Here is a 13,592-nt window from a genome sequence, read left to right as displayed (position 1 = left end):
ATATATTATAATTAGTATTTGTTGCATAAATTAGTATAAATATTTTAAAAAAGCTCCAAATAAAATTAATATAACTATAGGTATCTACTTGCTCAGCATTGCTTAGTATTTATTATTGAAAATATATTTATATAGTGCTATTATTGTTTTTGTGCATTATATTTAAACTAGCCCAAACTTGATTGGAGGTATCCCTATGACCATAAGAGAAATGATGAAATACATTGAAAGTGAGTACCAAATAATAAATTCTACCCCTTGTGAAATATGTGGAGGAAATTTCATAGCAGATTCTATTGGCATAAATATAGTAAATTCCTTTCCTTTTGATGTTTGCCACTGTATATGTGAAGATTGTGGACATAAAAAAACATTTAAATTTTCCTCACCTTTTGTTTTTTCAGATGAAGAAAATTTAAATGCATTTAAAAGAGATATGAATTAATTTATATTAATTTTTCTTTATCAATACGTATAGGCCAACCACTATTAATGCAACAGGTAAAAAATACGCACTTATATATGATTTTATTAAATAGTATATATCTGTGCCTTCAAAAGCTTTATTTAGTATTGCAATAATTCCAACTGCTATAAGCACCCAGCCCAGTATATTAAATTTATTTTTTCTTACTGCTGCTGTGCTTTCAGTATTGTAATCGCCCTTATTCATATTAAAGCTACCATTTTTAAATCCCTTACCAAATACAAAACCATCCTCTACATACTCACCTCTATTGATTTTATGAGCAATCTTATAAGTATCGCTAAAAGTATATATCCAAAATAGAATTTTTACTATATCTGCAAAAAAACCTATTCCTACAAATCTAAATACAGGTTCTATTAATAAAAATATGGCTAACGCTTCAATACCTCTTTCCATTAAACCCAAATACATATATCCCACACCAGGAATTAATGCACATATAAAAGTTATTAAATCATTTTTCTTCTCCACTTATATCACTCCTCACTCTTAACATTTATGGTTCCATTGCTTATGTCAATATTTAAAATTCCATCACCATTTCCTAAATTCCTAGATAAACCTGAATTTACTTTCTTTTCATTGTTAAATTTGCAAACTCCATTGCTTATATCTAAATTCGCTTTAAAGTTTTTATCTTTAGTATTTACTGTAACTGTTGCATTAGACGCATCTATCTTTATATTACTGCATTTACTATTTTTTAAATTTATTTTTCCATTGGATATATCAATTACACTTTTTCTAATATCCCCTTCTAAATCTATATCACAATTAGATCCATCTATATCAATATCTCCACGAAAATCACCACTTTCTATATCTAAATTAGTTCCATTTATTTTTACATACATATCTTTTGGAACATATAGGGTTCCCTCTACTCCATTTACAAAGGCTTCAGGGAAATTTATTTTATATCCCTCATTTTCTTTTTCCGTATTTATTTCATATTTTCTAATAGCTTTATTCTTATCTACATATACTTCTAAATCCAACCTTATTTCATTTCCATAGGAATTTTTAATCTTAATTTTGGAATTAGGCAATTCACATTTAATTTGTTTTCCATAAATATCCAAAGTTTTATCAACCTTAATTCTTTTAGACTTATTTTTATCTATGTCAACTCCCTTTATGTGAAAGCTGTTTTTAAAGTACTCCTTATATCTTTGTTTAATCTCCCCACTGTTTTTTTTGAAAATACCACTATCATCCCTTAAATAATAAAAACTGTTCGTCCCTATAAAAAGTATCAGTATAGGGATTATCAAATAGTTAAATCCTATACTTTTGTTTTCCTTCCCCTCTTTTTTCCCTAAATATAAAACCTCTACTCCCAGCAATATGAATATAAACGGCCACCACTTAAAGATTTCCTTAGCTAAATTATAGTTCACATTGCTTATAGCTAGCCAAACTCCATAAAATATAAGAGCTATTGCACTAGTTATAGTCCCTGTCCTCTTCATAAAATTCCTCCTCTACACCCTTGTATTAATTAACTCACTCTTAATATATTCAATACCACTTTATAATTACTATTCTATATAATTAAATTTTTTCCTCTAAAATGAATAACTTTTTAAAAAGTGTCAATAATAATTTATGAAGTCAAAATTAAACCAAATGCCCCCATTATATTTAAGGATAATTAGCCCCCACTAATTATCCTTTTTTTATTTCAATTTATAAATTTAATTGATTAAAACTATTATAAATACTAAAATTATAAATAAGAAAATTAAAATATGTTACACAATTAAAACGTAAAAAAGAAGAGAGGTGAGTTTTTCATGAATAATAAAATTCTTATTGTGGAAGACGAAAAAAAATTATCAAATATAATGGGTGTATATCTAAAAAAAGAAGGCTATTTAGTAGACTTTGCTTACGATGGAGATGAGGGAGAGAAAAAGATTCAAGAAGAGGAATACGATTTAATAATATTAGACATAATGATGCCTAAAAAAGATGGCTGGTCTTTACTTCGTAAAGCTAAAAGCAAAGAAAACTCCCCATCAGTTATATTAACTACTGCCAGAGGTGAAGAAGAGGATAGAATATTTGGCTTTGAACTAGGAGCTGATGACTATATGGTAAAACCTTTAAGCATGAGGGAACTTGTACTTAGAGTAAATCTTAGAATTAAATCAAATATTGCCTCTTCCTCAAACTTATCTAGGATAACTCTAGATAATCTATTAGTAGAAGTAGAAAGCAGAACTGTTTACCAAAATAACGAAATAATTTCTTTAACACCTAAAGAATTTGATCTTCTTTTGTTTTTAATAAATAATCCAAATCAAGTATTTAAAAGAGACCATCTTTTAGATAAAGTTTGGGGATATGATTTTATGGGTGATACACGAACCGTAGATACTCATGTGAAAAAATTAAGAGAAAAATTAATTTTTTGTGACGAAAAACTTAAAACTGTATGGGGCGTAGGATATAAATTAGATTTATAGTAAAACTGAAGTGAATACTATCATTATATCCATATTTTGTGATTTTATTTTATGAATATGAAAAGTGAGGTGAAATGCAACAATGTATCCATCAATAAACAATGGTGGCTTCCTTTGCATATAATTATGAAAAATAGTAAAATAACTAAAAAATTAATAAAATACTTTCTCTTCACTATAACCCTAGTAATTTTTATATGTTTTTTTATTAGCGGTTCATTCTTATCAAAGCTTTATAGAAGACAACAATATAACACACTAAAAAACAATGCAGAAGAAATATATGAAAGCTTAAAATCTAATACCCCTGTTGAGGAATTATACGGTAATGCTGTTTTAATTAAAAATTCCGCAATTATCCCTCTTACAAAATCTAAAATGGGTATAATGCATATACTTAAGGATATGGATATTAAAAATTTACATATTCAAGACATAATTACTATAAAAAATGGTGAATCCTTTTTAACCTACAAGCTAGAAACTCCTCTTGGATACTTAATTACTTTTGAAAATGCTGCTCCTTACTCAGAGTTTTTAAACATAATATACATAGTTCTTATATCTGTATTTATTATAGCCATTATCATATCTATACCTATATTTTATTTCCTAGGAAAAAAATTCACAAAACCTATACTACAATTAAAAAATATTTCTAATGAAATCGCCAAAGGCAATTTTGAAATAGTAGAAACTATAAATACTCATGACGAGATAGAAGAATTGTATGTTAGCATTAGTAATATGTCTAATAAATTAAAAGAAAAGTATTCCTTTCAAAAAAAATTTATAGCAAATATGTCTCATGATTTTAGAACTCCTCTTAGTATTATTAGAAATTATAGTGAAGCTATTACCGATGGAATACTTTCAGAGGAGGAAACTGTTAATTATTCAAAGGAAATCATAAATGAAGTGGACAAATTAAATGCTATGGTAGTGGATTTATTAGAAATATCAAAGCTTCAAGAAGGTAAACTTAAATTAACCCTTGAGGAAGTGGATATTAGCTATTTTTTAAGCCAATGTGTGGAAAGCTTTCTAGCCTTAAGCAAAGAAAAGAACATAGAACTTGTTTTAAATTCGAAACCTATCAAGGTACTAATTGACGAAAAGTATATGTATAGAGTAATGTATAATTTTATAAATAATGCTCTAAAGTTTTCTCCTAATAATTCAATAATAAAAATCTCTTCAGTTGAAACACCTGAAGGAATTAAAGTTTCTGTGGAGGATAATGGTATAGGAATACCTAAAAATATGATTAAGGATGTTTGGTATAGATACTACAAAGACTCAAAAAGCGGCGGTATCGGCCTAGGGCTACCTATATGTAAAGAAATACTAGATCACCATAATTTTAAGTATGGTGTTGAAAGCAGGGAAAATCAAGGCTCCACTTTTTATTTTATAATACCATACACATTTGGAGCCGAGAGACTGGAGCTTATGGATTAGTGACTAAACTAACGGCTACGCCTAAAAAATATTATGAGCTCTTTCTTTCTTATAAATTAAAGATTTTCTAAATAAAATAAAGAAAATCCACATTAATTGATATCTGATATTTATATATTTAGCCTGGCTACCGCCAATAAATGGTTTAAGTTAAACGTAAAAGTATAAATAACGGAGCTATCGCATTAAGAATAAATACTACAATATATTGGTGCTAATTTTAAATTTGCAAATGAATATATTGTATGTAAATTCCTTAGTGCGACAGCCCCGTTATCTTTTTTACATTCTAAAATTTTTCGTAATGCAATGAAGAAAATTTATCCTTTAGTAGGTTGTTCTCTCCTCATGACCATATATGCATGACCTGAAAAATCTGCTTTTAATGGAGTGATAAATGTGAAATTTAGGACTATTGAACTAGCCTTAGAACTTCTTTATTTGTCCATTTAAAGAACCGTTAAGAAGTTTTCATTGTCTGAGCGAGGCACGAGTGAGTTTGAAAACTTTAGGGGCTTTAGATGGACAAATATTTAGAAGTTCTTGGCGTATTGTTCACAGTCCAAAATTTCACATTTATCACGGAATTAAAAGCAGATTTTTCCTATGCCACTTCCGTCACATTTTTCTAATATAGTATTCTTTTGAATATATTCATTCCAGTAAAGCCTGGAATACAAATTCTCCTAACTTTAAAACTTTCTTCATTAGCATTACAATAACCCATGTGAGTTGTAACTGCCATTTCATAGCCTAACTTTTTTGCGGCCTTTATTGTGTCATTATTATATCTTCCATAGGGATATGCCAAAAATTTTACGTTATTATTAATAAGATTCTCTATTTTTTCCTTAGCTAAACCTAAATCCTGAAGTTGTTCACTATAGGATAGCTTGTCTAATTTTTTGTGACTAGAAGTATGACATTGAATATCTATCCCATTTTCGTTCATCTCCCTAAGTTCCTTTAAACTGGAATAAATAGTACTACTTCCATTAGTTATATAATCCGCAACAACAAATATAGTGGCCTTTAAATCAAATTCTTTCAATACAGGATATGCATTTACATAGTTGTCTTTATAACCATCGTCAAAGGTTATGACTACTGATTTATCAGGAAAGGGTTTATCTTGTAAAATATGATAATATACTTGATCTAAAGTTAAAGTCTCATACCCATTATCTTTTATATATTTCATTTGTTTTCTAAAGTTATTCTTATCTACTACAAAAAAACCATTTTTATTATCCGATATAGAATGATACATTAATATAGGTATTGAATATTTATAAGTATCCTCCCCTTTTTTTCTAGTTGTTTTTCCCATAATCCTAAGAAAAGGTTCTGCAATTCTTCCGTTTAAAACCAAAATAAAAAGTAAGATAATTACAGTGGCTTTAAATATAAAATTTTTATTTTTATACTTCATATATTTACTCCTAATCTATTGGTGCACTTATCCATGCAACCATATTTATATAAAAACATATAATATAATATAATATATCATACTAAAAACTTTCTTTAAAATTTAATGGTTGTAAGTTATCCACATTATCAATATATGTTTATGTTAATAATTTGTTATTAATTACTTTCCATTTTATGGTTTAAAATTAATACAAGTGCTTATTTTCATAAAGTTATTCACATTATCCACATTTTCATTGTGGATAAGTTGTTAGTTTCATGTTAGTTTCATGTTAATATCAATAATTCATCAACAAACTGCATATTTCTTAGTATAAAAATTAATTAACTATTCATATAATATTAATTAATTTTTCAATCTTTATATTAACTCACAATTTAACTGTAGATTAAAATAACCATAAAATAGTTTAAATTTTCTTAATATTTCAATAAGTTTATGCTATAATATATAAAAGGGGCATTTATCTATGAAAGGTTGTGTTGCTTATGCAAAACAATAAAGTTATCTTTGTAGACTTTAAAAATAAGAATCGTTACAAAAGAAAAAAACGTTTGATGATATATTTTATGAAAATAAAAAAGCTCTTGGGAAAATTCTTCGGCAATAAAGGAACTTATAATTACCCTAAAAAAATAACTAATATAAATTAATATTTTTTACTTAATTTTAGTATTTACTCCCTGTTTAAAGGGAGTTTATATTTTTGCATAATATATTTTTATGTTAAAATATACTGGTTAGATGGATTTTTTATATGCAAGGAGGAAAACAAGCATGAGAATAGGCATGGGTTATGATGTACATAAATTGGTGCCAAATAGAAAACTTATATTAGGCGGCGTGGATATCCCCCACGAAAAGGGTTTACTAGGTCACTCAGATGCAGACGTATTACTTCACGCTATAATGGACAGCGTACTTGGTGCAGCTGCTTTAGGCGATATTGGCAAACATTTTCCTGACACTGATAATTCCTTTAAAGACATTTCTAGCATATTGCTGCTTCAAAAGGTTGGCGAACTTATAAAAAACAATGGATATACTATTGTAAATATTGATGCTACTATAATAGCTCAAAAACCTAAAATTGCACCTCATATAGAAAACATGAGAAAAAATATAGCAAACGCCTTAAATATACATGTAGATCAAATAAATGTAAAAGCAACCACAGAAGAGGGTCTTGGATTCACCGGTAGTGAACAAGGCATTTCTTCTCAGAGTATATGCTTGATACAATAGTAAAATATTTAACTAAATTCTGCACTATTATAGAAATTAATAATGAAAAACTTTTAAAAGCTCTAATTTAAAGAAATTTAATTAAGCCTCTTTAGATTAGAGCTTTTAACTATTTATTTTTAATTTTAAATATTAAATTTATAGATAAAAGTTTTTATAAGCGTATTTTAATTTTAAGTAAATCTTTATATTATAACATATTACAAATAATGTAACACGGCATTTGTAATATATCTCTAAGTTTTAACCTTTAATGCCTTAATACTAATTTTTATTCATCCTTATTTTCCACAAAAACAAAACTAAAATTTATTCTTATGTTTTTTGATTTTTAAAAGTTCTGATGTATTTAAAGAAGTATTTTCTTCAGAAGTCTTATTTTCCAAAGTCTTATTTTGCAAAGCCTTCTGTTCATGTTCAATAATAATATCATTTTTATCTAATACTGTTTCATTAGGTACTTCAATAAAATCTTCTTTTTCCTTTGTAATACTATTTTTATTATCAACTATGCTACTTTTGTCCATCTTATTTTGCTTTATTTTATTCTTATTTCTTAATAGCTTTGCACCTGCTAGGGTAGTTTTAATCTTGTTTTGTATTTTTTCATAAGGTAATTCTAATTTTCTAATTGCTATATCCAATAAAAATAATATTATACCTAGAGCTATAAATAAATTAGAAAGTTCTCTCCTGGTATATACGTCATCTATTTTACCTTGAAAAACTTCTTTTGGAGAAGTTATATACTTCCCCCCTACTCCCTTTACTAAATCCTTTAAAGAACTTTGTCCTTCATCTATCCTGTATTCTGGAGAATAATCAGCACTAATTCCGCCCATTGTGGAGTTTACTATTTGCCCATCTTTTATCTCCTTAACCTTAACCATATATACTCCTGTTTCATCTAAAGTAAATTCACCAGAAAACTTATTTATTTCCTTTGGATATAATTTTACTTTTTTACTTTTCATGGATGGTGCTATTATTTGAGCTTCAAGTACAGAAGATGAATTTAAATTTTCTCCCTGAACTTCTATAATACCCTTCTGCCCTTCCACATTAGTATTTAACTGTAAAGACTCGCTATTATAATTTTCTATACTCCAATTCAATAAGTTCTGCCAAAGTTTTAAGTTTTTATCCCATGAAATATACTCTTTACTCCATTTTCCATTCATATCCGAATTCCAAGCTACAGCCTTACCTAGACCATATTGCCATACTGTAAGTATTGGGTCATCCTCCGGTGTCTTAAGTATCACCTTAGAGGTTTTTTTAGGTGTAGCTCCTATATATCCCAAAAGCTGTGGAAGACCATTTTCATATACTCCCGAAAGTATGGCATGAGAAGATTGAACTACTGGAGTAAACCTCTTGTTATTTAAATAAGTTCTAGATGCCATAAAAGTTTCTTTTGCAAATATTCTAGGTATACTGCTTAAATTATCCGTATAATAAAATCTACCCTTAGCTCCTTTGGCTATATTTTCTAGTAATACTCTGTCAGAATCTGAACCTACAGCTACTGTAGATACAGTTATATTCTTATTTTTAAAATCTCTTATTAAAGTATCATATCCCTCTCTTTCTGCTTGACCATCTGTTAATAAAATTACGTGCTTTATTTCAGCCTTACTGTTCTTCAGCGAATTATATCCCTCATATAAGGCAGGTAATATACTAGTTCCTCCCCCTGACCTTATAGTTCCTATGGCTTCTCTTATGGCCTTTCTATCCTTTACATTTTGCCTTTTAACAACCCAATATTGTGCATCATCAAAAGCTATTACTCCTATTTCATCTTTATCTCTTAAAAATTCTGAAGTTCTAGCTGCTGCTTCTTTGGCAAGCTCCATTTTTTCACCGCTCATACTGCCTGATCTATCTATTATAAGCATCATAGAAATAGGCGGTATTTCTTTTTTTCCTCGCATATCCATATATACCGGCAAAACATCCTCTAGAGGCGTTTTAGCATATCCACCTAAAGCAAAGGAGTTATCTCCTCCTACTGCTATTAAACCTCCCCCTAAATCCCTTACATATGTGTTTAATGAATTTAAAAATCCACTACTTAAATTTTCTGAGGATACATTACAGGTTATTATGCTCTTATATTTGGATAAAGTTTTTATTTCTGAAGGTTCTGCTCCAACCCTTACCACATTAAAATCCACATTAGAAGCCTTTAATATATTTATTATTTCAGCTGCATCTTTTTCATCATCTTGGATTAATAAAACTTTAGCCTTATCCTTTACATTGGTAAAAGCAGATGCTTCATTATTTCTTAACTCCTCATCTGTTTCTGGCTCTATAACCACTTTATAAGTTTTAAAGCCTCCCTCATCAGCTTTATCCTTAAAAACAAATCTATTATCACCCTTGACTATATTAACTTTAGACTCACCTTTTTTTGCATTATCACTAAAGAAATTAACATTGCAACTGGTATTAATATTACTTTTTATATTGACTATCACACTAAATTCTTCTGAAACTCTAACCTGTTCTGGCACTTCAACCTTATGTATTGCCACATCCTTTTTTTTATTATCACCTATTTTATAAACCTTTAAATCCACCTTTTGTTCCTTTAATGTAGATATTAATTTAGAACTTTTTCCTTGGTTTTCTTTCTCATCAGTTATAATAACTATTCTTTTTTTATTTTTTTCATCCATATTTAAAAGAGCGTTAACCATGGCGTTTTCTATATTAGTATAGCTGCTTATAGGCTCTGTTTGAATTCCTGAAAAAGATACTTTTTTAGATGAAAAGTTTTCCACAAGGGCATTTTGGCCAAAAGACATAATGCCAATGGAATCATCCACATCTTTATTACGGATAGAACTTTTTATAAATTCCTCTGCCTTTTCCTTACCAGAAGCAACACTATCTGAAGAATCCACTAAAAATATAGTAGATGTATCCTTAGCCTTCCACACTAAATTTAACCCACTTAAAGAAAAAATCAAAACCATAATAAGCAAGCTTCGTATCAAAAGCAGTATTTTCTTTTTAGTTTTATTTATATTTAAATTTCTACCTGTATACCAAAAAAACATTAATAGTATGGGTAATAGAAGTAATATATACTGTTTTTCAAAATAAACCTTCAACTATCGCCACTCCCTTTTTACCAGACTTTATATTTATTTTGGCAGAAAAACATTTTTTTGTAAAGTATAATAAGTAAGCTTGCATAAAAATAAAAAGCGATATGATTAAAATCATATCGCCTAATATATCAACTATCGTTAATTTACTATTTATTATAGTTTAACAACGTTAGCAGCTTGAGGTCCTTTTTGTCCTTCAACTACTTCGAACTCAACTTCTTGACCTTCTTCTAAAGATTTGAATCCATCTCCTTGGATAGCTGAGAAATGTACGAATACGTCATTTTCTCCTTCTACTGATAAGAATCCGAATCCTTTTTCTTTGTTAAACCATTTAACAGTACCTTTTTTCATTTTAAATTCCTCCATATTCCTTAAATAAATTAAATCCATTTATAGATAAAGGGTGTCACATATAACCTTAATACTGAATTAATGCCATATGGAGAAACTGAGTCAATTTAATACAATAGAAAACACATCCATTAAATACTAAATAGGAACTAATTTCTTAATCTTCATCTATAAATTTGTTCACACTAATTCTACACCTTTATTAAGGAAATTTCAAGTAAAAAATTAAAATTATTAATTTTTTTAATTTAATCATATTTTACTTATTATTTAGTTGAAATACTGCTAATTTTTTATCTTTGCTGCTTAGCATTTATACTCAATTGCGTAAACTACACCCCACTTACTTCATTGAAAATACACAACTTATTTATAGAACTTCCAATTAAATAAGTAGCATAAATTTTTGCAAAATTTCTATAAACTCTATTTCAATTATAGTGTCAACGGTACTACTCTTTTTTAATCACTTTCTATTAGATTTCAAATACTATTAGAAAAAATAATACAAATTACTTCATTTATAGCTTTTACATATATTATTAACTTAAATACAAAAAATGAAATACAATTATTTAAGTAGGAAAGGAGTGCAAACTTATCATGAATAATTTACCAGATATATTTAATGAATTTAGTGAAGCTCGAAGAGAAGGTTTTATAAAAATTAAAAACTTAAAAGAAGAAGGCAAAAGAATCGTAGGAACCTTTTGTGCTTTTACACCTTGCGAAATTATGATGGCTGCGGATGCTATTCCTGTTTCCCTTTGTGGCATGAGTGAAGAACCTGTTTCTGATGCAGAAAGAGACTTACCTAGAAATTTATGTCCTTTAATAAAATCCAGTTACGGTTTTGCTATAACACAAAAATGCCCTTACTTCTATTTTTCAGATATTATAGTTGGAGAAACCACTTGCGATGGCAAAAAGAAAATGTATGAATACTTAAGTAAAATAAAGCCTATGCACGTTATGCAACTTCCTCAAACCGTAGACCATGAAAGATCTATGGAAATTTGGAGAGGAGAAATGCTCGCTCTTAAAAAAGCTCTAGAAAATCAATTTGGAGTAGAAATTTCTGAAGAAAAAATTAAAGAAAGCATAAAACTAAAAAATGAAGAAAGAAAAATCTTAAGGGAATTCTATGAATTAGCAAAGCTTTGCCCACCACCTATGACTGGCCTTGAAATGCTTCAAGTACTCTATGGAACAGACTTTAGTGTGGACAAACATAAACAAAATAATGACATAAAAGCTTTAATAGAAGAAATCAAAAATAAATACAATAAAGGAGAAAGAAAAGTATCAGAAAAAGCTCCTAGAATACTTATAACTGGCTGCCCAATGGGTGGAGCTACAGAAAAAATAATAAAAATAATTGAAGAAAGTGGTGGAGTTGTAGTTTGCTTTGAAAACTGCAGTGGAATAAAATCCAAATACTCACTTGTAGATGAGGATAAAGATGTCTATGATGCCTTAGCAGAAAGATACCTAAATATAGGCTGTTCATGCATGGCACCTAATGATAACAGAATAGATTTACTTTCTAATTTAATAGATGAATATAAAATTGATGGAGTCCTAGACATGATTCTACAAGCATGTCACACTTACAACGTAGAAACTAAACGCATAAGAGATTTTGTGACAAATGAAAAAGGAATTCCTTATACAAGTATAGAAACAGACTATTCTCAATCCGATATTGGGCAACTTAAAACTCGAATATCCGCATTTATCGAAATGCTTTAACAACATAAGAATAAATTGTGACGGAAGTGGCATAGGAAAAATCTGCTTTTAATTCCGTGATAAAATTGAAATTTTGGACTGTGAACAATACGCTAAGAACTTCTAAATGTTTTGAAATTTAAAGCCCCTAAAGCCTTCAAACTCACTCGTTCCTCGCTCAAGCAATGAAGGCTTCTTAACGGTGCTTTAAATTTCAAAACAAAGAAGTTCCAAAGCTAGTTCAATAGTCCCAAATTTCAATTTTATCACTCCATTAAAAGCAGATTTTTCAGTTACAGAATGCTTGCTTCGTGGGTGGTAGACAACCTACTGAAGGATGATTTTCCTCCACTGCGTTACGGAAAATCTTTAATTAAATAAATAATATAGTGGGAAAAGGTATAACTGATTCATTAAATGAAGTGGTTATACTTTTTCTTTTAGGGCTTAAAAAATCTTTTATTGGCGATAGCCAGCGAAAATATACAAATATTAAATATCAAATATCAAATAATGTTGAAATTCCTATGGAATTTCTTAAATTAGAATTTGTGGAAGAAGTAAGAAGTAATAGTGAATGAAGACTTTCCTTCACTATGCTATGGAAAGTCTTTAATTAAATAGATGTAATAGTAAAACAAACCAATAGGTAAAAAATCAGAAGTTGAGCACTTAAAAAATTTTTTTTGGCGTAGCCCGCTGATTTATAATAAAATACCAGAAGTTTAGCGCTTAAAAATTTTTGGGGCGTGAGCCCGCTGATTTATAATGAATGATTGAGGGTTAGGTTAAAAACCATAAATTCTGATTTTTGCTGGAAATTTTAGAGAAAAAATTTGCATAATAAAAGCATCCTTTTTATAATAGTTTTGACAAGAAACCAACTTAAAAAGGATGCTGATAAAATGAGTAAAAGTTATTTAAAACAATTACTTACTTATATTAATAAGGTATACGATATAGGTGAAAAAATCAATAACTTAAAAGATAAAAGAATAAAATCTCCAGTAAAAATTTCAACAATTACCTTCGTGGTGTTATTTGGATTTATGCTTCAGATAAGAAGTTTCAATAGATTAGAACATTGGCTTAAAAAAGGCAAGTTTAAAAAAGTAATACCTAAAAAAACTAAAATGCCACGCATTGATGCCGTTAGGCGCTCCTTAAGTGATTTTGATTTAGATGGATTAAAAGAAATTCATAAACATATAATAAAAACCATTGTAAAAAATAAAGTATTTAGAAATGGTACTATAGATAAATTAAAAGTAGTTGCCATA

Annotated in this window: 11 protein-coding genes; 6 read left to right on the top strand and 5 right to left on the bottom strand. The window is 28.5% G+C overall.

Features of this window, described 5'->3' with window-relative positions; genetic code table 11:
• The first annotated feature begins 196 nt into the window (after positions 1–196).
• Complete coding sequence (locus tag FGK85_RS12410; RefSeq protein WP_138207102.1) at positions 197–445, top strand: metal-binding protein; 249 nt, start codon at positions 197–199, stop codon at positions 443–445.
• A 6-nt stretch (positions 446–451) separates the two neighbouring features.
• On the opposite strand, the gene FGK85_RS12405 is transcribed toward FGK85_RS12410, so the two are convergent.
• Both FGK85_RS12405 and FGK85_RS12400 read right to left on the bottom strand, forming a co-directional pair.
• A complete protein-coding gene (locus FGK85_RS12405; RefSeq protein ID WP_243122877.1) occupies positions 452–961 on the bottom strand; it encodes a hypothetical protein in 510 nt (169 codons plus the stop codon).
• A gap of 5 nt (positions 962–966) precedes the next feature.
• The gene (locus FGK85_RS12400) at positions 967–1,962 is read right to left on the bottom strand and encodes a LiaI-LiaF-like domain-containing protein (RefSeq protein WP_138207100.1); all 996 of its coding nucleotides are present in this window, start codon (positions 1,960–1,962) and stop codon (positions 967–969) included.
• A gap of 324 nt (positions 1,963–2,286) precedes the next feature.
• Between FGK85_RS12400 and FGK85_RS12395 the strand changes: the two genes are divergently transcribed.
• Positions 2,287–2,961 carry a response regulator transcription factor gene (locus FGK85_RS12395; protein ID WP_138207098.1) on the top strand — a complete coding sequence of 225 codons (675 nt, stop codon included), beginning with the start codon at positions 2,287–2,289 and terminating at the stop codon, positions 2,959–2,961.
• A 51-nt stretch (positions 2,962–3,012) separates the two neighbouring features.
• Positions 3,013–4,422: a sensor histidine kinase gene (locus FGK85_RS12390; RefSeq protein ID WP_138207096.1), complete on the top strand. Its 1,410-nt coding sequence runs from the start codon at positions 3,013–3,015 to the stop codon at positions 4,420–4,422.
• Positions 4,423–5,050: 628 nt separating this feature from the next.
• Here the strand turns inward: FGK85_RS12390 and FGK85_RS12385 are convergent.
• Positions 5,051–5,854, bottom strand: coding sequence for a polysaccharide deacetylase family protein (locus FGK85_RS12385; RefSeq protein WP_138207094.1), 804 nt, complete (start codon positions 5,852–5,854; stop codon positions 5,051–5,053).
• A 780-nt stretch (positions 5,855–6,634) separates the two neighbouring features.
• On the opposite strand from FGK85_RS12385, the gene ispF reads away from it, so the two are divergent.
• On the top strand, positions 6,635–7,102 hold the full coding sequence (gene ispF / locus FGK85_RS12380) for a 2-C-methyl-D-erythritol 2,4-cyclodiphosphate synthase (RefSeq protein WP_138207092.1): 468 nt from the start codon (positions 6,635–6,637) through the stop codon (positions 7,100–7,102).
• Positions 7,103–7,404: 302 nt separating this feature from the next.
• Here ispF and FGK85_RS12375 read toward each other — a convergent pair whose 3' ends face one another.
• Complete coding sequence (locus FGK85_RS12375; RefSeq protein WP_138207090.1) at positions 7,405–10,227, bottom strand: VWA domain-containing protein; 2,823 nt, start codon at positions 10,225–10,227, stop codon at positions 7,405–7,407.
• Between the two features lie 153 nt (positions 10,228–10,380).
• The gene (locus FGK85_RS12370) at positions 10,381–10,581 is read right to left on the bottom strand and encodes a cold-shock protein (protein ID WP_138207088.1); all 201 of its coding nucleotides are present in this window, start codon (positions 10,579–10,581) and stop codon (positions 10,381–10,383) included.
• 603 nt (positions 10,582–11,184) lie between these two features.
• On the opposite strand from FGK85_RS12370, the gene FGK85_RS12365 reads away from it, so the two are divergent.
• Together FGK85_RS12365 and FGK85_RS12355 are read left to right on the top strand one after the other, a co-directional pair.
• A complete protein-coding gene (locus FGK85_RS12365) occupies positions 11,185–12,333 on the top strand; it encodes a double-cubane-cluster-containing anaerobic reductase (protein ID WP_138207086.1) in 1,149 nt (382 codons plus the stop codon).
• 884 nt (positions 12,334–13,217) lie between these two features.
• A partial coding sequence (locus FGK85_RS12355) for a hypothetical protein (protein WP_341472485.1) occupies positions 13,218–13,592 on the top strand: 375 nt, incomplete at its 3' end.

Origin of the sequence: Haloimpatiens lingqiaonensis, assembly GCF_901447495.1 — a bacterium.
Classification (GTDB): Bacteria; Bacillota; Clostridia; order Clostridiales; family Clostridiaceae; genus Haloimpatiens; species Haloimpatiens lingqiaonensis.
This window is presented reverse-complemented; position numbering and strand designations above follow the sequence as displayed.